Below are 23,288 nucleotides of genomic sequence, written 5' to 3'. Positions count from 1 at the left end.
CAGCTCCAGGAAGTAGCGGTCCTTGCCGAAGATGTCCTGGTACTCACCGGCCGCCTTGCGGGCCTCGTCGAACTGGCCCAGCCGCAGACGGGTCTGGAGCTCCCCGGAAGGGCAGCCCGTGGAGGCGATGATCCCTTCCGACCACTTGGCCAGGGTCTCCTTGTCCATGCGCGGCCACTTCTGCAGCCAGCCTTCCGCGTACGCGTCCGAGGAGAGCCGGAAGAGGTTGTGCAGACCGGTGCTGTTCGCCGCCCAGAGGGTTTTGTGCGTGTAGCCGCCCGAGCCGGACACGTCGTCGCGCTTCTGGTGCGGCTGGCCCCATTTCACCTTCCGCTTGTCGCGGCGGGACTCCGGGGCGACGTACGCCTCGATGCCGATGACCGGCGTCACGCCCGCGTCCTGAGCCTGGTGGAAGAAGTCGTAGGCCCCGTGCAGATTGCCGTGGTCCGTCATCGCGATGTGCGACATGCCCAGCTCGGCGCAGGCCTTGAACAGGTCGCCGAGCCGCGCGGCACCGTCGAGAAGCGAGTACTGGGTGTGGACGTGCAGGTGGGTGAACGGCTTCGGCACTTCCGCTCCCGTCGTCAGTCGGCGGCCGGAGTGGGCCCGGCTTCCTCTTCGAGGCGCCGGGCGATGACGCGCAGACCGGCCGCCACGTCGGAGGCAGACGGCGCGTAGTCGGGGTCGATGAGCCACTGCTGGGTCAGGCCCGCGACCAGGGCCATGTGGACCGAGCCGACCGCGCGGGCCGTCTCCGGGTCGTCGTCGGCGTCGATGCCGTGCAGGCGGGCGGCCATCTCGGGGCGGGCGCGCTCGTACGCGGCGGCGATCTGCTCGCGGATCTCGGGGGCGCGCTCGGCCTGGGTGAAGGCCTCGGTGGACGCGACCAGCATGGGCCGGTCCGTGGCCGACGAGCCGATGATGCGGGCCCACATCCGCTCCAGGGGCTCCGGGCCATCGGGCCGCGCGGACTGCTCGGACTGCTCGGACTGCTCGGGCGCGTCACCCTCCGCACCCACCGGCGTGCCCATGACCGCCGTGCCCCACTCCATGAGCGTCTCCAGGAGGGCGGCGTTGAGCAGCGCCTCCTTGGACCCGTAGTGGTAGTTGATCGTCCCCACGGGCGCGTTGTTCGCGGCGGCGGCGATGTCCCGCGAGGTCGTGCGGGCGTACCCGCGCTCCTGGAGGCATCGCTTGGCGCCGGTCATCAGCTGTTCTCGGTGTCCCATGCCCTCACCGTACAACAGTCTTGAACGTTCGTTCAGAACGACCATTCAGAACAGCCGTTCAAGAGAACTCGATGGACAGCCCCGACCCCCCTCGCGGATAGTGCCGCCCATGGCATCTCTAGTGCGCCACCTCACCTTCGACTGTTCCGACGCCTACCGTCAGGGCACCTTCTGGGCCGCGATACTCGGGGGGAAGATCGCCGACGACGACTTTCCCGGTGATCCGGAGGCCCTGGTCAGCGCTGACGGCATCACCATGCTCTTCGTGACCGTGCCGGAGACGAAGACCGTCAAGAACCGCGTGCACGTCGACCTGCAACCGCAGGACCGGACCCGTGACGAAGAAGTCGAGCGGGTCGTCGCGCTCGGCGCCGAGATCGTGGGCGATCACCGCAAGCCCGACGGGCGCGGCTGGGTCACGCTCACCGATCCTGAGGGCAATGAGTTCTGCGTCGAGTGCAGTACCGCCGAGCGCGAGAAGATCAGCAACTAGCGCCGTCTGTTGCGCAGTTCGCCCTTCAGGACCTTGCCGCTCGCGTTCCTCGGCAGCTCCGTCACGAACTCGATCTCCCTGGGGACCTTGTAGTTCGCCATCTCCCGGCGTGACCACGCGATCAGGTCGTGGGAGGTGAGGACCGCCCCCGGCCGGCGCACCACGTACGCCTTGCCCACCTCGCCGAGCCGCGGGTCGGGAACGCCGATCACCGCCACGTCCGCCACCTGCGGATGCACGCCGATGAGCTGCTCTATCTCCGCGGGGTAGGCGTTGAAGCCGCCGACGATGAACATGTCCTTGATCCGGTCAGTGATGCGCAGGTTGCCCGCCTCGTCGAGGACCCCGACATCTCCCGTACGCAGCCAACCGTCCGGCGTCAGCGCCTTCTTCGTCTCCGCGGGGTCCTCGAAGTAGCCCCGCATGACGTTGTGTCCGCGGACCAGGATCTCTCCCGGGTGGCCCGGCGAGAGGGCCTCGCCGCCGGGGCTCACCACGCGTACCTCCGTGTCCGGGATGGCCCGGCCCGAGGTGGACGCGATGGTCCGCGCCGCGTCCGACTGGTGGCACATCGTCACGATGCCGCTGGCCTCCGAGAGGCCGTACGCCGTGAGGACCGTGGCGATGTGCAGTTCGGCGCGCAGGCGCTCGACCAGTTGCAGGGGGACCACCGCCGCGCCGGTCACGACCAGGCGCAGGGCCGACAGGTCGTGCTGGTCGCGGGCGGGGTGGTCGAGGAGGGACTGGTGGAGGGTGGGCGGGCCGGGGAGGACCGAGATGCGTTCCGCCGCCACGTTCGCCAGGACCGTGTCCACGTTGAAGACCGGCTGCGGGATCATCGTCGCGCCGCGCATCAGGCAGGCGATGATCCCCGCCTTGTAGCCGAAGGTGTGGAAGAAGGGGTTCACGATGAGGTAGCGGTCGCCTTCGCGCAGGCCCGCGAGGTCGCTCCAGATGCCGTAGCAGCGCAGGGTCTGGGCGTGGGTGATGACCGCGCCCTTGGGGCGGCCCGTGGTGCCGGAGGTGTAGATGATGTCCGAGGGGGACGCTCCGTCGACGCCGTCCGCGCGCGCCCGTACGTCACTGCCGCTCACCCCGTCGCCGCCGGCCAGGAAATCCTTCCAGGTGCGGAAGTCCTCCGGGGCGTCGTCGGAGAGGACCACGACCTGTTCCAGGTGCGGGAGGCCGGGCAGCGGACCGCCCCCTTCTCCGTCCGCCGCCGCGCGGCGCAGCGAGGCGACGTACGACGTGCCGAGGAACGTGCCCGTCACGAAGAGCAGCTTCGCGCGACTGCGTCGCAGGACGTAGGACGCCTCCGTGCCCTTGAAGCGGGTGTTGAGGGGGACGAGGACCGCGCCCGCCGATACCGCGCCGAGCGCGGAGACGATCCAGTCGAGGGTGTTGGGGGCCCAGACGGCCACTCTGTCCCCGGCGTCGACCCCGTTGGCGATACACGCGGCAGCGGCCCGCTCCACGCGCCGGCCGAGCTCGGCGTACGAGACGCGGGTGCGGCCCTCGACGACCGCTTCCCGGTCTCCGTACCGCTCGGCGGCCGCCCGGACCAGTCCCGGGATGCTGCCCCACTCCAGGTCGCCGCGCATCTCAAGCCCCTCCGCCGCAGTAGCTGACTATCCGTCAGATTAGCTGTAACCTGACGCGCTGTCAGCAGTCGGGACGACGTATGGCGAAGCCCCGGGGCCTCGCCACTCGCGGAGGTGCCGTTGCCCATGGCTTCACTCAAAGACGCTACAGCGATAGTCGGAATCGGGCAGACCGCGTTCGCCAAGCAACTGCCCGAGGAAGAGAAGACGTTGGCCTGCCGGGCGATCACCGCCGCGCTCGACGACGCGGGCATCGCTCCGTCGGAGGTCGACGCGTTCGCCTCGTACACGATGGAGGAGACGGACGAGGTCGAGGTCGCCAAGGCGATCGGCGCGGGCGACGTGACCTTCTTCAGCAAGGTCGGCTACGGCGGCGGCGGTTCGTGCGCCACCCTCGCGCATCTCGCGGCGGCCATCACCACCGGACAGGCGAGCGTGGGCGTCGCCTGGCGGTCCAGGAAGCGGGGCAGCGGGCCGCGCCCCTGGAAGAACACCGCGGTCCAACTCCCCACCCCCGCCCAGTGGACGCGCCCCTTCGGACTGCTGCGCCCGGCGGACGAGATCGGCATGCTGGCGCGCCGCTACATGCACGAGTACGGGGCGACCCGCGACCACCTCTTCAACGTCGCCCTCGCGTGCAGGAACCGGGCGAACCAGAACCCGGCCGCGATGATGTACGACCGCCCGCTGACCCGCGAGATGTACATGTCGTCCCGCTGGATCAGCGAGCCGCTCTGCCTCTTCGACAACTGCCTGGAGACGGACGGCGCGCTGGCCTGCGTAATCGTCTCCGCCGAGCGGGCGCGGGACTGCCGCCAGAAGCCCGTTTACGTCCACTCCGTCGCCCAGGGCCTGCCCGCGCAGCACCACGGAATGGTCAACTACTGGAACGACGACCCGCTGACCGGCCCGGCCTGGACAGCGGCCCGGCACCTGTGGAAGCAGGCGGACTTCGCCCCCCAGGACGTGGACGTGGCGCAGATCTACGACGCGTTCACCCCGCTCATCCCGCTCTCCCTGGAGGGCTACGGCTTCTGCGGCCGGGGCGAGGGCGGCGCGTTCACGGAGGGCGGCGCGCTGGAGAGCGGCGGCCGGCTGCCGATCAACACCGGGGGCGGCGGCCTGAGCGAGGCGTACGTCCACGGCTTCAACCTCATCAACGAGGGCGTGAAGCAGCTGCGGGGCACGAGTACGGCGCAGGTGCCGAATGCGGCTACTTGCCTGGTCACGGCGGGCGAGGGCGTCCCGACATCGGCGGTACTCCTGCGCGCCCCTTAAGGGGCGCGGGGAACCGCGCGATCAGCCACATCAGACCCGCACCCGGAAGAGGCCGCAACATGGCAGACGCGACGACGACCGAGCCCCTGCTGTCCCCCACCATCGATACGGACGGCGCCCCCTTCTGGGAGTACGCCGCCCGAGGCGAACTCCGCATACAAGCCTGCACCGCCTGCGACGAGCTGAGGTTCCCGCCGAGGCCCTGCTGCCCCCACTGCCAGTCCTTCGGAGCCAAGTGGCAACGCATGAGCGGCCGCGGCCGCATCTGGTCCTACGTAAGACCACACCCGCCCCTGCTCCCCGCGTACGCGGCACACGCCCCCTACAACGCGATCATCGTCGAGCTGGCCGACGCCCCCCGCATCCGCCTGGTCGGCAACCTCGTCGCGGCCCCGGACGCCCCGCTGGACTCCGTCGCCCCGGAGCGCCTGCGGATCGGCGCGAAGGTGCAGGTGGCGTTCACCGACGTGGGCGGGATCGCGATGCCGCGCTGGCTCCTGGAGCGGCCGTGAGCCTGCGTACGGCGTTCGACAAAGAGACGGGCGTCGCGGTCGTCACGCTCGACCGGCCCGCCCGGCACAACGCCATCGACCTGGAGACGGCAGGGCAACTCCGCACGACCTGGCGGGAGTTCCGCTCCGACGACTCCGTACGGGCGATCGTGCTCACCGGCGCCGGGGACAAGGCGTTCTGTACGGGCATCGACCGCGACGCCGACGTACCGCAGCCGGGCTCGCCCTACTCGATGGACGATCCGCTCCTCTCCGTGGGCCCCAAGGCGAACGACCTGTGGAAGCCGGTCATCGCCGCCGTCAACGGCATGGCGTGCGGCGGCGCTTTCTACCTCCTGGGCGAGTCGGAGTTCGTCGTCGCCGCCGAGCACGCCACGTTCTTCGACCCGCACACCACGTACGGCATGGTCAGCGCGTACGAGGCGATCCTCATGGCGCAGCGCATGCCGCTCGGCGAGGTCGCCAGGATGTCGCTGATGGGTACGGCCGAGCGGGTCTCGGCGCGGCGGGCGTACGAGACGGGGCTGGTCTCCGAACTCACCTCGTCCGAGGGCCTGTTGGTGGCGGCCACCCACGCGGCCGAGGTCATCGCCTCGTACCCCGCCGAGCCGGTCCAGGGCACCGTACGTGCGCTCTGGGCGGCGAAGGAGGCCGCCCGCACCCAGGCCCTGGCCCAGGCGCCGCACCTCATAGCCCTCGGCAACCTGTCCCCGGAGCGGCAGGCGGGGCTGTTCACGGGGCGAGGCAGCGGGTTCCGTACCAGGTGAGCAGCAGGTGAGCACCAGGTGAGCGAGGGCACTCCCCGCGCCTCGCACGCGGCCCGGAGTCCCGTCCCCCGCCTGGCAGGGTTCATGCACACGGCGTAACGTCACGAGTGGACGGCCGCCGTCCGGAGCCCCTTCCAGAACTGGTGCGACGGCCGTCACGACGCGGGGCAGAAGGGTGGCCGGGTCCGCTAGGACCGCGCGGTGCCCGTCCCCCGCTCCGCGTCCAGCGCGTACACACACCGGTCTTTGCTGCACGCGTACACGACGCCGTCCCGCACCACCGGCGCCCCGGTGATCTCGCCGCCCGTGGCCAGCTTCCAGCGCAGGCGGCCGTCGTCCGCCTTCAGGGTGTACAGCAGGTGGTCCGTCGAACCGAAGTGAATGCGCCGGTCGGCGACGACGGGCGCGCCGACGACCTCGCCACCGGCCTGGAACCGCCACTTGGGCGTCCCCGTCACCGCGTCCAGCGTGTAGAGCCCCTTGCCGCTGCCCACGTGCACATGGCCGTCGGCGACCAGGACCGGCTCGATGGACGCCCGGGACTCCGTGGCGATGCGCCAGCGGTCGCGGCCGTCCGTGGCATCGAGGGCGTACACGGTCCCGAGGTAGTCCGCGAGGTACACGCCGCCGCCGGTGACGGCGGGCCCCGGCGCGAACGCGGGCGGGCACAGGAAGGCGGCGGGCGCCTCGAAGTGCCAGCGGACATGGCCCCCGGCCACGTCGATGGCGAGGACGCGCGTCCCGGCGGACACGTACACGTACCCGTCCTGCGCGGGCGCGAGCCGCACCGGTACGCCGCCGCACGACGCCGCGTCGCCGATGGGGTACGACCAGCGCTCGTCGCCCGTACGGGCCTCCAGGGCACGCAGGCGCGCGTCCTTCCAGACGTAGACCGTGCCGTCGTGGACGACGGGTCCCGCCTCCGGGGTCTCGAAGTCGGTCTGCGCCCCGGTGATCTCCCAGAGCTTCTGCCCGTTCGCGGCCTCCCATGCCTGTACGCCGCCGCCGCGCGTGCCGGTGACGACCGTGCCGCGGTCGGCTTGGAGGGAGTACACCCAGGCGTCGGTGTTCAGGCGCCACAGGTCGGTGCCGTCGGCGCCGTCGAGGGCGTAGAGGGTGGGACCGTCCGAGGCGTGGATGCGCCCGTCGGCGACCGCCATGGACCAGGCGACGTCCCGCGTCTTGAAGCTGCGCCGGCCCGTGCCGACGTCCAGGGCGTGGACCTCGAAGGACGTGACGTAGACCAGCTTGCCCGCGACGGCGGGGGTGCCCCACACGTCGTTGGACATACGGAACCGCCAGGGCCGCCAGGCGGCGCCCGCGTCCGGCGCCGGGGCAGGGGCGGGCACCACGGGGTCGGCGCCGTTCACCGCGGCCTTGGACCGCGACCACGAAGCGGCGAGCCCGGCATCGGCGGGCGGCGCGCTCCCGGCGGCGGCGCGCGCGTCGGCCACCCGCGGCCCCGGCCCGATCGGCACCTTCGCCCCGGCGAGATGCACGGGGCCGGCGTCCGGCACGCCCCCGAAGGGCGGCGGCTGCGTCGGCGGCACCGGCGGCGCGTGCCGCGGAGGCGGCGGAGCCGCGACGGCGGGGGCACCGCCACGGCCGCCGCTGCGCCCGGAGGACGCGAGCGCGGCCCGCGCGGGCGGACGGCCGCCCCGGCGCGCCTCGATCAGCGCGACGGCACGCTCCGGCAGCCACGCGGACGCGGTGCCGCTGTCGCCGTCCTCGCTCTCCGAGGCGAAGAGGTGCGGGGCGAGCTGGGCCTGGAGGTCGGCGGGGCTGGGCCGCAGCGGCGCCTCCATCTGCATGCACGTCTCGATGAGCGGGCGCAGCTCGTCCGGCAGTCCGGCCAGGTCAGGGCCTTCGCGGAGCAGCATGAAGACGGTCTCGACGGGGTTGGCCCCGTGGAAGGGCGCGTGCCCCGTGGCGGCGAAGACGAGCATCGAGCCGAGCGAGAAGACATCGCTCGCGCCGGTCACGCTGCGTGAGTCCTTCGCCTGCTCGGGCGACATGTACGCGGGCGTGCCCACGGCGACGTTCGTCATGGTCAGCCGGGTGTTCGAGACGCCGGACGCGATGCCGAAGTCGATCACGCGCGGCCCGTCCTCCACCACGAGGACGTTCGAGGGCTTGAGGTCACGGTGGACGAGGCCCGCGCCGTGGATGGACTCCAAGGCCTCGGCGACGCCGGCCGCGAGCCAGCGCACCGCCTGGGTGGGCAGCGGCCCGTGTTCATTCACTATTTCTTCGAGCGAGGGGGCGGGTACGTACGCGGTGGCCAGCCACGGCACCGCCGCGCGCGGGTCGGCGTCCACGACGGCGGCCGTATAGAAACCGGACACGGCCCGTGCCGCCTCGACCTCGCGCGTGAAGCGGACGCGGAACAGCTGGTCCTCGGCGAGCTCGGTCCTGACCGTCTTGATCGCCACGCGCCGCCCTGACGCGGAGCGCGCGAGGTAGACAAGGCCCATGCCACCGGCTCCGAGCCGGCCGAGCACCTCGAACGGGCCGATCCGCCTCGGATCGTGCTGCGTCAGCTGATCCACCACTTGCCCTGCCACCTCCCCGTACCCGGGCGCCGTATGAGCGGCCCCGTGCAGCGTCTCACCACCGAGCCGCTCCGGCGGCACGCACCCTGATTCTTCCTGTCCGGGGCGGCGGTTGCGAACCCGGGGCGGGATCGGGGTGTTGTGGGACAAAGAAGGCGCCGAGAAGGAGGAGATATGGGAGCGAAACCTGATTCGAACACGTGACCTATTTCATCAGGACACCGGACCGGCGCGCGAGGCGGAGCGGAATACTGCCCTCAACTCCGCCCCCAACCCCATTTGCACTCGGCCGAATCGCGCTCCGATCACCCCTCGGTAAGCTGACGGCATGACAGGACAGGTACGTACCGTCGACGGCCGCGTGGCCGGTCGGCGCGGTCAGGCGACGCGTCAGAAGCTGCTCGACTGCCTCAGCGAGATGCTCAGCTCCTCGCCCTACCGGGACGTCAAAGTCATCGACGTCGCCCGGAAGGCGGGGACTTCACCCGCGACCTTCTATCAGTACTTCCCCGACGTGGAAGGCGCCGTCCTCGAGATCGCCGAGCAAATGGCCACGGAGGGCGCCGGGTTGACCCAGCTCCTCGACGGCCGCTCCTGGGTCGGCAAGGCGGGATGGCAGACCTCGCAGGAGCTGGTCGAGGGCTTCCTCGAATTCTGGCGCAAGAACGACGCGATCCTCCGGGTCGTCGATCTGGGCGCGGCGGAGGGCGACAAGCGCTTCTACAAGCTCCGTATGAAGATCCTGAACTCGGTCAACAACTCCCTTACCGACACGGTCAAGGAGCTCCAGGCCAAGGGCAAGGTCGACAAGGACGTGAACCCCGCGGCGATGGCGGGCTCCCTGGTGGCGATGCTCGCCGCGGTCGCCTCGCACCAGCGCGGTTTCCAGACGTGGGGCGTCAAGCAGGCCGAACTGAAGCCGAACCTCGCGCTGTTGGTGCATCTGGGGGTAACAGGTAAGAAGCCGACGAAGTAGGGCATTTCCCGATACGTCACTTCTGACGCTTCCTCAAGTCCTGTCACCACAACGGCGGACCACGGCGTTCCAGTGGTCCGCCGCTGTGTTCCCCGGCCGCCGAGCCGGCCGCCGCGCCGCGCGTGCCTATTCCTTACGCCGCTCCAGGCGGAACACACGGATCTCCCGCTCCACCCGTGACTGGTACGTCGCGTAGGGCGGCCAGAACTTCAGCGCCGCGTCCCATGCCGCAGCCCGCTCGTCCCCTTCCAGCAGCCGCGCCCTGACCGGTATGTCCGTGCCCCGCCAGCTGACGTCGGCGTCCGGACGGGCGATGAGGTTGCCGGTCCAGGCGGGATGCCCCGGCCGCCCGAAGTTGGAGCCGACGAGTATCCAACTCCCCGACTCCTCCGGCATGCAGGCCAGCGGCGTGCGCCGCGGCAGACCGCTCTTGGCGCCGCGGACCGTCAGGACCAGCCCCGGCAGCATCTTCGCGCTGAGCAGCACCTTGCCGCGCGTGAGGCGGTGCACCGTGCGGTCCATCGCGGGCACGACATGCGGGGCGATCTTCGCGAAGGCCCTGGTGGACGACACCTTCTGCACGAGCCGGACGCCGGGGGCCGCCGACCGGCCGCCGGGCGCCATCAGAGGGCCGCCGTCGGTTGCGCGGGGCCGGCGGGCGGGGCTGTCGCGGCGGGGGCTTTCCCGGCCGGGGCTTCCGCTGCGGGGGCTTCCGCTGCCGGGGGTTCCACTGCGGGGGCTTCCGCTGCCGGGGGTTCCACTGCGGGGGCTTCCGCTGCGGTGAACAGCTCGGCCTGTTCCGCCGCGCGCGCCCGCAGCCGGTGCACGGGCCCGAAGAGCAGCTCGTCGCTCGACGCCCGTTTGAAGTACAGATGCGCCTCGTGCTCCCACGTGAAGCCGATGCCGCCGTGCAGCTGTACGGCCTCCGACGCGGCGGTGCGCAGCGCGTCCAGCGCCTGCGCGAGCGCGAGCCCGCCCGCCTGCCCGGACCCCGCCCCGCCCGGCACGGAGCCCGCCTCCGCCGGTCCGGGGCCCGCCCCCGCTGCCCACGCCGCGTAGTACGCCGCCGACCGCGCCGCCTGCACCCGCACATACACGTCCGCGAGCCGGTGCTTCACGGCCTGGAAGGACCCGATCGCCCGCCCGAACTGCTCGCGCTGCTTCACGTACTCCACCGTGCGCTCAAGGGCCCGGTCCGCCGCGCCCACGGCCTCGGCCGCGAGCACCGTGGCCGCGGTGTCGCCGACCGCGGCGAGCGCGCCCGGCACATCGGCGTCGTCGGTGGCCCCGAGCAGTTCGGCGGCCACGTCACGCAGCTCGACGCGGGCCTGCGCCCTGGTCTCGTCGAGGGAGGTCTGCCGGGTGCGTACGAGCCCCGCCGCCCCCTCACGCACCAGATAGAGCAGCGTACGAGAACGGGCGAAGCCCCCCGTGTGCGCGGCCACGACGAGCAGCCCGGCGCTGTGCCCGTCGAGCACCTGCTCGGCCTGTCCGTAGAGCCGCCAGACCCCGTCGGAGAGCTTGGCCTGCACGCCGCCCGCACGGCCGCCGCCCGACCAGTCGCCGAGGTTGTCGCCGACGAGGCCGAGCGCGGTGGCGAGGCCGGTGCCGGGCACGGCGAGCGCGGCGGTGAGGCCGCCGGTCGCGATGCGCGGCAGCAGCTCTGACCGCTGCTCGTCGGTGCCCAGGCGCTGGAGGAGCGGGGCGGCGAGCACGGCGGTGGCGAAGAGGGGCGAGGGGGCGAGGGCCCGGCCGAGCTCCTCGCTGCCGAGGGCGAGCTCCGCCGGGCCGCAGCCCACGCCCCCGTACGACTCGGCGATGGCGAGGCCCGGCAGGCCGAGCTGTTCGGCGAGGGCGGACCAGAGGGCGGCGTCGTATCCGGCGGGGGTGCGGACCGCGGCCTTCACCTCGTCGGGGCCGCTGCGTTTGGTGACGAGCTCACGAAGGGTGCGGCGGATTTCTTCCTGCTCCGCGGTGAAGGCGGCGTCCATCGGCGGGCTCCTCCCCGGGGCGGCGGCCATGTCCGCCGACCCAGATCTGACGGGCCGTCATGCTAAGACCGCGCCGGGCAGATGCCCAGGGTCACGACGTCACGTAACGCCTCCCTGCCCGCTGCACATCTGATGTACCGTCAGATTTATGCCAACTCAGCCAACTCCCTTCTCGCACAGCGCCCCTGGGGCGCCTGCCGGCTCGGATACTGCGCCTTTCGGCACGGGCGCGGCGCCTGCCGGGACGGGCGCGGAGCCTGCCGGGACGGGTGCGGAGCCTGCCAGGACGGGCGCGGCGCCGGGCGCGGCGGCGGGCCGGCCGCGCAAGGTGGCCGTCGTCGGCATCTCCCTCTCCGACTGCGGCCGCGTCGACGAGGCCACCCCCTACGCCCTGCACGCCCAGGCGGCCCGCCGCGCCCTGGCCGACTCGGGCCTGGGCCGCGAGGTCATCGACGGCATCGCGTCGGCGGGCCTCGGCACGCTCGCCCCGGTCGAGGTCGCCGAGTATCTGGGCCTGCGACCGCGCTGGGTCGACTCCACCTCCGTCGGCGGTGCCACCTGGGAGGTCATGGCGGCCCACGCGGCGGACGCGATCGCCGCGGGCCGCGCGAACGCCGTACTCCTCGTCTACGGCTCGACGGCGCGGGCGGACATCAAGGCGGGACGCCGCACGTCGAACCTCTCCTTCGGCGCGCGCGGCCCCCTCCAGTTCGAGGTCCCCTACGGCCACTCCCTGATCTCCAAGTACGCGATGGCCGCGCGCCGCCACATGCACGAGTACGGCACGACGCTCGAACAGCTCGCCTCCGTGGCGGTCCAGGCACGGGCGAACGCGGCGACCAACCCCGACGCGATGTACCGCACCCCGATCACCGTGGACGAGGTCCTCGGCGGCCCGATGATCGCGGACCCGTTCACCAAGCTGCACTGCTGCATACGCTCCGACGGCGGCTGCGCGGTGCTCCTGGCGGCCGAGGAGTACGTGGCCGACTGCGCGTCGACCCCGGTCTGGGTGCTCGGTACCGGCGAGCACGTCTCGCACACGACTATGTCGGAGTGGGAGGACTTCACGGTCTCCCCGGCGGCGGTGAGCGGGCGCCTGGCGTTCGAGCGTGCGGGAGTGGGCCCCGGTGACGTCGACGTGGCGCAGATCTACGACGCCTTCACCTACATGACCCTGGTGACCCTTGAGGACCTGGGTTTCTGCGCGAAGGGCGAGGGCGGCGCGTTCGTGGAGAAGGGCCGCCTGCTGCGGGACGGCGAACTCCCGACGAACACGGACGGCGGCGGCTTGTCCGCCCAGCACCCGGGCATGCGCGGCCTGTTCCTCCTGGTGGAGGCGGTACGTCAACTACGGGGCGAGGCAGGCGATGGCCGCCAGGTGCGGAAGTCGGGGGGCAGGCTTCCGGAGGTGGCGGTGGCGTCGGGGACGGGCGGCTGGTTCTGCTCGTCGGGGACGGTGGTGCTGGGGCGGGGGTGAGGGGGTTAGGGGGTGAGGCGCGGGGGTGGGGAGCTTGCGGAGGCGCCCTCGCCCCGCGGGTGCGATCACTCCCGTAGATTCGCCGGATGGACGACTCCGACTCCAGGCCCGATGACGCCGCCCACGGCCGCGCACTCCTGCGCTCACTGCGCGTCTGGGACACCGAACTGCCGCCGTTCGACCCCGCGACCGCTCCCGCCGACCCGCTTGCACTGTTCTGGCAGTGGTTCGTGGACGTGGCCGAGGCGGGGCAGGTGGAGCCGCACACCATGAGCCTCGCGACGGCGGACGACGCGGGCCGCCCCGACGTACGGACGCTGATGCTGCACGACGCGGACGCGTCGGGCTGGCACTTCGGTTCGCACTCGGGCAGCGCGAAGGGCAGGCAGCTCGCTGCCCGCCCGGATGCGGCGCTCGGCTTCTACTGGCCCGCCCAGGGCCGCCAGGTCCGGGTGCGCGGCCGGGTCACGGCGGCGAGCGCCGCCGAGAGCCGCGCCGATCTCGCACGCCGGTCGCCCGGCGCGCTGGCGTCGGCCCTGGTCGGCAGACAGAGCGAGGTACTGCCGGCGTACGGGGATCTGGTGGCCGCGAGTCAGGCCGCCTGGGAACACGCCCAGGCCGAACCGGACGCCCCGGCCCCGAGCTGGACGCTGTACGTACTCGAACCGGCGGAGGTCGAGTTCTTCCAGGGCGACACCCGGCGCCGGCACGTACGGCTGCGCTACCGGAAGGGAGCGGACGGCAGCTGGGACAGGGAGCTGCTGTGGCCGTGAGGGGCGGCGGGCGTAGATGGGTGCAGGTACAGGTCAGGGCGTGAAGCTGAAGCTGTACTGCGCGAAGTCCCGCACCGGGCGGAAGCCGATCCGCTGGTAGAGCCCTGTGCTCGTGGGATTGGCGGTGTCGGCGAAGAGCAGCACCTCGTCCGCCCCTTCGGCCAGCGCGGCACGGCAGACCTCGACGGTCGCGGCTCCGGCGTAGCCACGGCCGCGATGGGCCGCGGGGGTGTAGACGGGGGCCACCCGGACCTGGCCCGCGACCAGGCGCGTGCGGCCCGACATGGCCACGGGGGTGCCGTCCGGGGTCTCCCAGAGGGTGATGCCTCCGTAGGCGATGCGGGTGTCGGCCCAGGTGCCGGAGCCCATCGACCGGGGTTCCCCCATGGCCTCGCCGAACTCCTGGTGCCAGCGCATCAGCAGCTCACGGTCCGCCTCGACGGCCACGCGTGCGGTGCCCTGCGGGGCGGGCCCGGGCGGGGTGAGGGTGCCAAGTCGGTACAGCCTGTCGTGGAAGGCGACTTCGGCACTCACCCCCGCGTGCCGCTCCCAGGCCCGCGCGAACGCCTCGGCGGTGTCCCGTTCGGCACCGACGCCGGGCAGCTTCTCGCCCGCGTCGGAGAGCAGCGCGGCGAGGTCGTCGGCGGCAGCCTTGTCGGCGAGCGGGCTCAGCGCGAGCCGGTGCGCCGGGGTCCACACGAAGACGCCCTCGACGACGCCGTCGCCTCCGGCGCGGATTCCGAAGTGGGGTTCGTCGCCGCCGTACACGTGGAGCCCGTGCGTGCGCAGGGTCTCGCAGGCGCTGAGCAGTACGGTGTGCGTGACGGGGTCGGAGTGCAGGAACTCTCCGGCGCGGCCGAGGAACTGCTCCAGATCGGGCGTCAACTGCCAGGTGGCGTAGGTGGCGTACGGGTCTGAGGAGGGCATGCTTCATCCTCCCCCGCACCACGCCGCCGCGTCACGGACACCCCCGTCCTTGCGCGACGGCGACCCCAGTTCCTCGCACCACGGCGACCCCCGTCTCACCGAACTCCCCGCGCCCGGCGAAAGACGGGCACGGTCGCCCCCGCCCCCTCACTGCCCCCCTCCCCCGCCTCGCGGAACGCGACCTCCAGTGCCATCCCGATCCGCAACTCGGCCTCCTCGCAGCCGATGACCTCCGTCATCATGCGCGGGCCTTCGGCGAGGTCGACGACCGCGGCGACGTACGGGACGCGGGAGCCGAACGGCGGCAGGTCGTTCCGGTGCACCACGGACCAGGTGTAGAGCATGGCGTGGCCACTCGCCCGCTCCCAGACGCCGTCCTCGCTCCAGCAGTACGGGCAGAACTCGCGCGGATAGTGATGCGCCTTGCCGCACCCGCCGCAGCGGCGGACCAGGAGGTGTCCCTGCGAGGCCGCGTCCCAGTAGGGGCGGGTGAAGGCGTCGGGCTCTGGCAGATCGAACCGAGGCCCCCCGGCGTTCACAGCGCTCCCTGCGCTCCCCGTGCTTCCTGTGCTTCCTGTGCTTCCTGTGCTCCCCATGCTGCGGCCAGCTCCTCCCTGACGATGCCCCGATGCCCCGATGCCCCAGGCCACTTCTGACGGGCCGTCAGTTCAGCGCACACCCGCCGCCTGCGCAAGGGGCGTACGCAAGAGGCGGTACGCGGAGTCGGCAGGCCTGCGTGCCGCGCGGTCCGCGGACATGCGCCCGCCGCGTACACCCGTGATCAATTCGCAACCGGTTTGGGGCTTGACCGTCCCCCATCAAGTGACCACGTGATTACTCTCAGGTCCATGGCCGACACCACTCCCCCACAAGCGCCACAACAAGACCGCCCCGTGTACGTCGTCGGGGGCGGGCCCGGCGGCCTCTCCGTGGCGGCCGCCCTGCGCGCACAAGGCGTGCGCGCGGTCGTGCTCGAGAAGTCCGACCGGGTGGGCGCCTCCTGGCGCAGGCACTACGACCGCCTCCGCCTGCATACGACGCGCCGCCTCTCCGCACTGCCGGGCCTCGCGATACCCCGCTCCTTCGGACGGTGGGTGTCACGTGACAACGTGGCCCGCTACCTGGAGAAGTACGCCGAGTTCCACGAGCTGGAGATCGTCACCGGCGTCGAGGTCTCCCGCGTCCAGCGCGCCGCCGACGGCCCCGGCTGGCTGCTGCACGCCACCGGCGGCCGGGAGTTGACCGGCAGCGCTGTGGTGATCGCCACCGGGTACAACCACACGCCCCACCTGCCGGACTGGCCGGGCCGCGACACGTACACGGGCGAACTCCTGCACGCGAGCGCCTACCGCGAGCCGCGCCCCTACGAAGGCAAGGACGTCCTGGTCGTGGGCGTCGGCAACACCGGCGCCGAGATCGCCGTCGACCTGATCGAGGGCGGCGCCGCGCGCGTACGCCTCGCGGTGCGCACCGCCCCGCACATCGTCCGTCGCTCCACGGCGGGGTGGCCCGCGCAGCGCACGGGCATCCTCTGCCGCAGGCTGCCCGTCTCCCTCGTCGACCGGCTCGCGGGCCCGATCGCGAAGGTGAGCGTCCCCGATCTGTCCGCGCACGGGCTGCCGCGCCCCGACACCGGCCTGTACTCGCGCGTCAACGAGGGCGCCATCCCGGTGCAGGACGTCGGCCTGATCGACGCGGTGCGCAAGGGCCGGGTGGAACCGGTCGCGGCCGTCGAGTCCTTCGAGGACGGCAAGGTCGTCCTCGCCGACGGCACGCGGATCTGCCCCGACGCGGTCATCGCCGCCACGGGATACCGCCGCGCCCTGGAGCCGCTCCTCGGCGATCTCGGCGTACTGGACGCGAAGGGCACGCCGCTCGTACGAGGCGCCCGCACCCCGAAGTCGGCCCCCGGCCTCTACTTCACCGGCTTCACGAACCCCATCAGCGGAATGCTCCGAGAGATGGCCCGGGACGCCGAGAAGATCGCAAAGGCAATAGCGAAAACCCTGCCCCCCACCCCCTGACCAACCCGCACCCACCCCCCATGGCCGGTAATCCCCCTTCCAACACCCCCGCCCCCCGGAAGGGGGAGTAGCACCCCGGGCCCCCCGGGTACTGCTAACCCGGACCGGAAGGCCCACGCACCGCCAAAGGGAAGCCCCCAACTTCTCCCGCCCTGTTCCTGACACAGCGTCAGTTCAGTAATCTGACTATGCGTCAGTTGCATTCCCTTCCACACAGGTCACACAGGAGCGGGCGGACCGATGCTTGGATCGACTTACGGCACCTTCACCACCGACCCCCGCCGCGCCCACGTCGTGGCCTGCGGCGAAGCCCCGGCACCCGCCGTCCACGGACAGGCCGCCACGGCGGACGACCTGGACGTGAGCGGCCGTCCCCTGCATGCGGACATACCGGATCTGGACCGGTTCTTCTGCCCCGAGTCGGTCGCCGTCATCGGCGCGTCCGACGCCGAAGGCCGGCCGAACACCGGCATCACCCGCCAGCTCATGGACTGGGCAGAGCGCGGCGGCACCCGGCTGTACCCGGTGCACCCCACCCGCCGGTCCGTCTTCGACTCCCCCTGTTTCCCCTCCGTCGCGGACCTGCCGGAACAGGTCGATCTGGCCGTACTCCTCGTCAGTGACCCCCTTCCCGTGATCGAGGAACTCGCCGACTCCAAGGTGAAGTTCGCCGTTGCCTTCGCCTCCGGCTTCGCCGAGACCGGCGCCGAGGGCGCTGCCGCGCAGGCCCGCCTGGCCGCCGCCGTGGAGCGCTCCGGGCTGCGACTGCTCGGGCCCAACACCAACCTCAACGCCTTCGAGATGTTCCGCGACGACCTCGAAGGACCGGCGATCGCCCTGATCACCCAGTCCGGCCACCAGGGGCGCCCCGTCTTCACGATGCAGGAGCTCGGCGTGCGCCTCTCGCACTGGGCGCCCACCGGCAACGAGGCCGACCTGGAGACCGCCGACTTCATCTCCTACTTCGCCGAGCGCCCCGAGGTCGGAGCCATCGCCTGCTACGTCGAGGGGCTCAAGGACGGCCGCTCCTTCCTGCTCGCCGCCGACCGCGCGGCCCAGCGCGGTGTGCCCGTCGTCGCGGTCAAGGTCGGCCGCACCGAGACCGGCGCCCGCATGGCCGCCTCACATACCGGCAAGCTCACCGGAGCCGACACGGTCGTCGACGCGGCGATGCGGCAGTACGGCGTGATCCGCGTGGACGGGCTCGACGAACTCCAGGACACCTCGGCCCTGTTGGCGCGGGCGCGGGCGCCGCAGGCCGAGGGCGTCGTGGTGTATTCGATCTCGGGCGGCACGGGCGCGCACTTCTCGGACCTGGCGACCGAGGCGGGCCTGCGGCTCCCCGCACTCTCCGAGGCCAAGCAGGCGGAGCTGCACCAGTGGATACCGGACTATCTGAACGTCGCCAATCCCGTCGACAACGGCGGGCACCCGGTGGGCGACTGGCGCGGCCGGAAGATCATCGACGCGATCCTGGACGATCCGGAGGTGGGGGTGCTGATCTGTCCCATCACCGGGCCCTTCCCGCCGATGAGCGACAAGCTGGCGCAGGACCTGGTGGACGCGGCGGAGCAGACGGACAAGCTGGTGTGCGTGGTGTGGGGTTCGCCCGTCGGCACCGAGGAGGCCTACCGCACGACGCTGCTCGGCTCCTCGCGCGTCGCCACCTTCCGCACCTTCGCCAACTGCATCACGGCGGTGCGCGCCTATCTGGACCACCACCGGTTCACCACCCGCTACCGCTCCCCCTTCGCCGAAGCCCCCCGCACGCCCTCGCCCTCCTTCCGCAAGGCCCAAGCCCTGATGCGGCCCGGTCAGCAGCTGAGCGAGCACGCGGCGAAGCAGTTGCTGCGCGCGTACGGGATTCGCGTACCTCGTGAGCAGTTGGTGACCAGTGCGGCGGCTGCCGTGCGGGCGGCCGGGCTCGTCGGCTACCCGGTGGTGATGAAGGCCTCCGGGGCGCGGCTCGCCCACAAGACCGAGCTCGGCCTGGTGAAGGTCGGCCTCACCTCGGCCAGTCAGGTGCGCGACGCCTATCGGGAGCTGACCGACATCGCGCGCTACGAGGGGGTCGCCCTTGACGGCGTACTCGTCTGCCAGATGGTGGAGCGGGGCGTCGAGATGGTGGTGGGCGTGACGCAGGACGAGTTGTTCGGGCCGACGGTGACGGTCGGGCTCGGCGGTGTCCTTGTCGAGGTTCTGCGGGACGTGGCCGTGCGCGTGCCGCCCTTCGGGGAGTCGCAGGCGCTTGCGATGCTCTCCGAGCTGCGCGGGAGGCCGCTGCTCGACGGGGTCCGCGGTGCGCCCCCGGCCGATGTCGACGCGCTCGTCGAGGTCGTGCTGCGGGTGCAGCGGATGGCCCTTGAGCTCGGCGACGATCTGGCGGAGCTGGACATCAACCCGCTCATGGTGCTGCCCAGGGGGCAGGGGGCGGTCGCCCTTGACGCTCTCGCCGTCTGCCGCTGAGCGGTCGGGACCCGGCCCGCCGCCTGCCGGCGGAGGCTTCCCGCCCGCCCGCACGGTCATCCAGCAGCGCGACATGAACGAACGGAGCCGTTCCCCCATGACAAGCACCTCCCCCGAAGCCGGAACTGCACCAACCGATCCCCACGACTCATTGGTACTCCACACCACTGACAACGCGGTCTCGTGGATCACCCTCAACCGGCCCGAAGCGATGAACGCCGTCACCCGGGACCAGCGCGAACGCGTCATCTCGCTGCTCGCCGACGCCTCCGCCGACCCCGCCGTCCGCGCCGTCGTGATCACCGCGACCGGCAAGGGATTCTGCGCGGGCGCCGACCTTCGCGGAACCCCCGCGTCCGCCACCGCCGCCACCAGCGCCACCGCCCCCACCGAGCGCGTGCCGGGCGACGTGGCCCGCACGATCAGGCTGGGCGCCCAGCGCCTCATCGCCGCCGTCCTCGACTGCGAGAAGCCGGTGATCGCCGCGGTGAACGGGACCGCGGCCGGGATCGGCGCTCATCTCGCGTTCGCCTGCGATCTCGTCATCGCCGCCGAACAGGCCAAGTTCATCGAGGTGTTCGTGCGCCGCGGACTGGTACCCGACGGCGGCGGCGCCTATCTGCTGCCGCGTCTCGTCGGGCCCCAGCGCGCGAAGGAGCTGATGTTCTTCGGGGACTCGGTACCGGCCTCGGACGCCGAACGCCTCGGCCTCGTCAACCGCGTCGTCCCCGCCGCCGACCTGGAGAAGACGGCCCGCGCCTGGGCGGAACGCCTCGCCACGGGACCGACCCGCGCCATCGCCATGACAAAGCAGCTGGTCAACGCGTCCCTCGAATCGGACCGCGCCACCGCCTTTGCGGCGGAGGCGGCGGCCCAGGAGATCAACATGACGACGGCGGACGCGAACGAGGGCGTCGCAAGCTTCGTGGAGAGACGTTCACCGTCATACAAGGGCCGCTGACCGCCGTACGCAAGCAGCCGCCCGCCGTATGCGGGCCGCTGCCCGCCGTACGCGGGCCACCGCCGCACGCCCCGCATGCCCCGCCCACCCCACGCACCCTAAGAACGCCGCCGTCGATGCGGGCCTCCGCGCCCTTCCAATCTGACGGCCCGTCAGCTTCAATGGTCAGTGTGATGGGACATGCAGGGATGGCGGCCACCGCCGTCCGATATCTCAGGTCGGTCGGAGCACCGACCGCCACCGGGCCGGTCGAAGTCCTCCCGCGTCCGCGTCCGCAGCTGCGGGCGGTCGGTGACGACGAGCGGGCGCCGCTCGACGCGCGTGAATTCCGGCGTGTCCTCGGGAACTTCGCGACCGGCGTGACCGTTGTCACGGCACCGGCAGCCGAAGGCGAGCCGGGCTCGGCCCCGGCCGGATTCGCCTGTCAGTCCTTCTCCTCGCTCTCCCTCGACCCGCCCCTCGTCTCGTTCATGGTCGCGCGTACGTCGACGACATGGCCCCGCATCGCCCGCGCGGGCGTCTTCTGCGTCAACGTCCTGGGCGCCGACCAGGGCGCACTGTGCCGCGCCTTCGCGGTGAGCGGTGCCGACAAGTTCGCCGGCGTCGTCCACGACCCCGCGCCCGTCACCGGCTCGCCCCGCCTGGCCGGCGTACCGGCCTGGATCGACTGCACGATCCAGGCGGTGCACACCGGGGGCGACCACCTGATCGTGGTCGGCCGCGTCGACGCCCTCGGTGCCACCGACGACGACGCCCCGCTCCTGTTCCACCGGGGAAAGTTCGGCACGTTCGCTACGTGAGTGCGGCTGGCCGCGCGGCCGTCACCTCGTCGCCGCGGACCCTCCGGATGACCAGGGCCATCAGCGCCGCCGCCGCGCACAGTGCCCCCGAGGCGATCCACATCACGTCGTACGACCCGAAGGCGTCCCGCACCACGCCGCCGATGACGGCCACGAGCGCGGCACCCACCTGGTGCGAGGCGAGCACCCAGCCGAAGACGATGGCACTGTCGTCGCCGTACTGCTCGCGGCACAGGGCCAGGGTGGGCGGCACGGTCGCCACCCAGTCGAGGCCGTAGAAGACGATGAAGAAGATCATCGGCGGGTGGACGGTCGCGTCGAGCAGCAGCGGCAGGAAGAGCAGCGAGATGCCCCGCAGCGCGTAGTACACGGCGAGCAGCCGACGTGCGTCGAAGCGGTCCGTGAACCAGCCGGACGCGATCGTGCCCACGACGTCGAAGACGCCGATGACGGCGAGGAGCGAGGCGGCGGCCGTGATGGGCATGCCGTGGTCGTGCGCGGCGGGCACGAAGTGTGTCTGGATGAGCCCGTTCGTCGAGGCGCCGCAGATGGCGAAGGTCCCGGCGAGCAGCCAGAACGGGCCGGTACGGGCCGCCTTGAACAGCACGGTCACCGCACGCCGCGCGGCCCCCGTGGCGGGCGGCGGCTTCTCCACGAACTCCTCGGAGCCGTACGGCTTCAGGCCCACGTCCGCCGGGTGGTCGCGCAGCAGCAGCCATACGAAGGGGACGACGGCGAGCGCGGCAAGGGCGACCGTCACCGCGGCCGGCCGCCAGTCGTGCGTCTTCACGATCCAGGAGAGCAGCGGCAGGAAGATCAGCTGCCCGGAGGCGGACGCGGCCGTCAGGATGCCGGTGACGAGTCCGCGCCGCGTGGTGAACCACCGGTTGGTGACGGTGGCGGCGAACGCGAGCGCCATGGACCCCGAGCCGAGCCCGACGAGCAGCCCCCAGCACAGCAGCAGCTGCCAGGCGTGCTGCATCCATACGGTGGCGCCGGCGCCGACCGCGATCACGACGAGCGCGACCGCCACCACCCTGCGGATACCGAAACGGTCCATGAGCGCGGCGGCGAACGGCGCGGTGAGGCCGTACAGCGCGAGGTTGATGGAGACGGCGAGGCCGATCGTGCCGCGCGACCAGTGGAACTCGTCGTGCAGCGGGCCGATGAGGAGCCCCGGCAGGGACCGGAACGCCGCGGCGCCGATGATCGTCACGAAGGTCACGGCGGCGACGAACCACGCACGATGGATACGACGCCGCCGCGCCGCCTCCACGACCGGCGCCGGCACCGACTCACCCGTCGGCGTCGGCTCCCCCGGCGTCGGCTCGACCGGCTGATTCACGTCTGTCTGGGTCACGGCAACAGCATCCGGATTCCCGCTTGCCCGGACGAGTGGCCGAGAGGACAGCATTGGCTAGGATCGGGCCATGCCCTCAGCCGCTTCAGCCGCCTCAGCTACCGGCAGCGCCCCGCACCGCGTGGTGGTCCTGGCCATGGACGGCGTCATCCCTTTCGAGCTCGGCATCCCGCAGCGGATCTTCGGCCGCGCGCGGACCGCCGACGGCGAGCGGCTGTACGAGACCGTGACGGCCTCGGTCCGCCCGCCGGGCCCGGTGCGTTCGGACGCCGACTTCTCGATCCTCGTGGAGAACGGCCCGGAGTCTCTGGCGACCGCCGACACGGTCGTGATCCCGGCCTCGTACGAACTCGGTCCGGTCTACGAGGAAGGCCGCCTGACCGACGAACTGGCGGCGGCCCTGGCCCACATCGAGCCGGGCACGCGCCTCATCTCCATCTGCACGGGCGGTTACGTCCTCGCCGCCGCGGGCTATCTCGACGGCCGCGCGGCGACGACGCACTGGGCGTCGGCCGAGCACTTCCAGCGCCTTTTCCCGCAGGTCAAGGTGGACGCGGAGGTGCTGTTCATCGACGACGGGGACGTACTGACGTCGGCCGGGGTGGCGGCGGGGATCGACCTTTGCGTACACGTCGTACGCAGCGACCACGGATCGGCGGTCGCCAACGACGTCGCCCGCCGTACGGTGGTGCCTCCGCACCGGGACGGGGGGCAGGCCCAGTACATCCAACGCCCCGTCCCTGAACCGCAATTGGCCACCACGGCCTCGGCTCGGGCGTGGGCGCTCGCCCGCCTCCACGAGCCGATCCAGCTCCGTGACATGGCGGAACAGGAGTCCATGTCCGTGCGCACCTTCACGCGCCGGTTCCGCGAGGAGGTGGGCATCAGTCCCGGGCAGTGGCTCGCGCAGCAGCGGGTGGAGCGGGCCCGGCATCTCCTGGAGTCCAGCGACCTCTCCGTCGACCAGGTCGCCCGGGGGTCGGGCTTCGGCACCCCGCAGTCCATGCGGCAGCACCTGCAGACGGCCCTGGGCGTCACCCCCACGGCGTACCGCCGCACGTTCGCACGCCGGACCCTTTGACCACTCCCCCTGCGAGG

Annotated in this window: 21 protein-coding genes; 12 read left to right on the top strand and 9 right to left on the bottom strand. The window is 72.0% G+C overall.

From position 1 onward, the window contains the following. Positions 1 to 570 (bottom strand): PHP domain-containing protein (locus IE226_RS26595; protein ID WP_190083896.1); only part of this gene is annotated, 570 nt, incomplete at its 3' end. 14 nt (positions 571 to 584) lie between these two features. Continuing rightward, on the bottom strand, positions 585 to 1,229 hold the full coding sequence (locus IE226_RS26590) for a TetR/AcrR family transcriptional regulator (protein WP_190083895.1): 645 nt from the start codon (positions 1,227 to 1,229) through the stop codon (positions 585 to 587). Positions 1,230 to 1,338: 109 nt separating this feature from the next. Here IE226_RS26590 and IE226_RS26585 point away from each other — a divergent pair, with 109 nt between their 5' ends. After that, positions 1,339 to 1,722: a VOC family protein gene (locus tag IE226_RS26585; RefSeq protein WP_190083894.1), complete on the top strand. Its 384-nt coding sequence runs from the start codon at positions 1,339 to 1,341 to the stop codon at positions 1,720 to 1,722. Here IE226_RS26585 and IE226_RS26580 read toward each other — a convergent pair. Further along, positions 1,719 to 3,323, bottom strand: coding sequence for a FadD3 family acyl-CoA ligase (locus IE226_RS26580; protein ID WP_190083893.1), 1,605 nt, complete (start codon positions 3,321 to 3,323; stop codon positions 1,719 to 1,721). The two genes, IE226_RS26585 and IE226_RS26580, sit on opposite strands and share 4 nt — an antisense overlap. 126 nt (positions 3,324 to 3,449) lie before the next feature. Between IE226_RS26580 and IE226_RS26575 the strand changes: the two genes are divergently transcribed. The 3 genes from IE226_RS26575 to IE226_RS44225 are packed head-to-tail and all read left to right on the top strand — an operon-like array spanning position 3,450 to position 5,880. Next, positions 3,450 to 4,601 (top strand): lipid-transfer protein, encoded by a 1,152-nt coding sequence (locus IE226_RS26575; RefSeq protein ID WP_190083892.1) that lies wholly within the window; start codon positions 3,450 to 3,452, stop codon positions 4,599 to 4,601. Positions 4,602 to 4,660: 59 nt separating this feature from the next. Beyond that, on the top strand, positions 4,661 to 5,113 hold the full coding sequence (locus tag IE226_RS44230) for a Zn-ribbon domain-containing OB-fold protein (protein ID WP_229871555.1): 453 nt from the start codon (positions 4,661 to 4,663) through the stop codon (positions 5,111 to 5,113). Further along, positions 5,110 to 5,880: an enoyl-CoA hydratase/isomerase family protein gene (locus IE226_RS44225; protein ID WP_229871554.1), complete on the top strand. Its 771-nt coding sequence runs from the start codon at positions 5,110 to 5,112 to the stop codon at positions 5,878 to 5,880. The genes IE226_RS44230 and IE226_RS44225 overlap by 4 nt, the downstream gene beginning before the upstream one ends. Positions 5,881 to 6,068: 188 nt before the next feature. Here the strand turns inward: IE226_RS44225 and afsK are convergent, their stop codons facing one another. Then, on the bottom strand, positions 6,069 to 8,432 hold the full coding sequence (gene afsK, locus IE226_RS26565) for a protein serine/threonine kinase AfsK (RefSeq protein ID WP_373307034.1): 2,364 nt from the start codon (positions 8,430 to 8,432) through the stop codon (positions 6,069 to 6,071). A gap of 328 nt (positions 8,433 to 8,760) precedes the next feature. On the opposite strand from afsK, the gene IE226_RS26560 reads away from it, so the two are divergent. Further along, complete coding sequence (locus IE226_RS26560; protein WP_190083889.1) at positions 8,761 to 9,408, top strand: TetR family transcriptional regulator; 648 nt, start codon at positions 8,761 to 8,763, stop codon at positions 9,406 to 9,408. A 126-nt stretch (positions 9,409 to 9,534) separates the two neighbouring features. On the opposite strand, the gene IE226_RS26555 is transcribed toward IE226_RS26560, so the two are convergent. Beyond that, positions 9,535 to 10,032: a nitroreductase family deazaflavin-dependent oxidoreductase gene (locus IE226_RS26555; RefSeq protein ID WP_190083888.1), complete on the bottom strand. Its 498-nt coding sequence runs from the start codon at positions 10,030 to 10,032 to the stop codon at positions 9,535 to 9,537. Then, a complete protein-coding gene (locus IE226_RS26550; protein WP_190083887.1) occupies positions 10,032 to 11,399 on the bottom strand; it encodes an acyl-CoA dehydrogenase family protein in 1,368 nt (455 codons plus the stop codon). Before IE226_RS26550 ends, IE226_RS26555 begins: the two co-directional genes overlap by 1 nt. Positions 11,400 to 11,547: 148 nt before the next feature. Between IE226_RS26550 and IE226_RS26545 the strand changes: the two genes are divergently transcribed. Both IE226_RS26545 and IE226_RS26540 read left to right on the top strand, forming a co-directional pair. Continuing rightward, entirely contained in the window at positions 11,548 to 12,879 is a 1,332-nt protein-coding gene (locus IE226_RS26545; protein ID WP_229871552.1) for a thiolase C-terminal domain-containing protein, read from the top strand. Between the two features lie 86 nt (positions 12,880 to 12,965). Next, a complete protein-coding gene (locus IE226_RS26540) occupies positions 12,966 to 13,652 on the top strand; it encodes a pyridoxine/pyridoxamine 5'-phosphate oxidase (protein ID WP_190083886.1) in 687 nt (228 codons plus the stop codon). A 33-nt stretch (positions 13,653 to 13,685) separates the two neighbouring features. Here IE226_RS26540 and IE226_RS26535 read toward each other — a convergent pair whose 3' ends face one another. Together IE226_RS26535 and IE226_RS26530 are read right to left on the bottom strand one after the other, a co-directional pair. Continuing rightward, positions 13,686 to 14,579 (bottom strand): GNAT family N-acetyltransferase, encoded by an 894-nt coding sequence (locus IE226_RS26535; RefSeq protein WP_190083885.1) that lies wholly within the window; start codon positions 14,577 to 14,579, stop codon positions 13,686 to 13,688. Positions 14,580 to 14,674: 95 nt separating this feature from the next. Beyond that, a complete protein-coding gene (locus tag IE226_RS26530; protein ID WP_190083884.1) occupies positions 14,675 to 15,175 on the bottom strand; it encodes a Zn-ribbon domain-containing OB-fold protein in 501 nt (166 codons plus the stop codon). A 252-nt stretch (positions 15,176 to 15,427) separates the two neighbouring features. On the opposite strand from IE226_RS26530, the gene IE226_RS26525 reads away from it, so the two are divergent. The 4 genes from IE226_RS26525 to IE226_RS26510 all read left to right on the top strand — a co-directional run bounded on the left by IE226_RS26525 (position 15,428) and on the right by IE226_RS26510 (position 20,830). After that, positions 15,428 to 16,603: a flavin-containing monooxygenase gene (locus IE226_RS26525; RefSeq protein ID WP_190083883.1), complete on the top strand. Its 1,176-nt coding sequence runs from the start codon at positions 15,428 to 15,430 to the stop codon at positions 16,601 to 16,603. 240 nt (positions 16,604 to 16,843) lie between these two features. Beyond that, entirely contained in the window at positions 16,844 to 19,069 is a 2,226-nt protein-coding gene (locus IE226_RS26520) for an acetate--CoA ligase family protein (RefSeq protein WP_190083882.1), read from the top strand. 97 nt (positions 19,070 to 19,166) lie between these two features. Next, positions 19,167 to 20,030, top strand: a complete 864-nt coding sequence (locus tag IE226_RS26515) for an enoyl-CoA hydratase/isomerase family protein (protein ID WP_190083881.1) — start codon at positions 19,167 to 19,169, stop codon at positions 20,028 to 20,030. 173 nt (positions 20,031 to 20,203) lie between these two features. Beyond that, the gene (locus tag IE226_RS26510) at positions 20,204 to 20,830 is read left to right on the top strand and encodes a flavin reductase family protein (protein ID WP_229871550.1); all 627 of its coding nucleotides are present in this window, start codon (positions 20,204 to 20,206) and stop codon (positions 20,828 to 20,830) included. On the opposite strand, the gene IE226_RS26505 is transcribed toward IE226_RS26510, so the two are convergent. Continuing rightward, positions 20,823 to 22,244 (bottom strand): MFS transporter, encoded by a 1,422-nt coding sequence (locus tag IE226_RS26505; RefSeq protein WP_373307033.1) that lies wholly within the window; start codon positions 22,242 to 22,244, stop codon positions 20,823 to 20,825. The genes IE226_RS26510 and IE226_RS26505 overlap by 8 nt on opposite strands. 16 nt (positions 22,245 to 22,260) lie before the next feature. Between IE226_RS26505 and IE226_RS26500 the strand changes: the two genes are divergently transcribed. Then, a complete protein-coding gene (locus IE226_RS26500; protein ID WP_190083879.1) occupies positions 22,261 to 23,271 on the top strand; it encodes a GlxA family transcriptional regulator in 1,011 nt (336 codons plus the stop codon). The last annotated feature ends 17 nt before the right edge of the window (positions 23,272 to 23,288 follow it).

It is taken from the genome of Streptomyces longisporoflavus (genome assembly GCF_014649775.1).
In the GTDB taxonomy this organism is placed as follows: Bacteria; Actinomycetota; Actinomycetes; order Streptomycetales; family Streptomycetaceae; genus Streptomyces; species Streptomyces longisporoflavus.
This window is presented reverse-complemented; position numbering and strand designations above follow the sequence as displayed.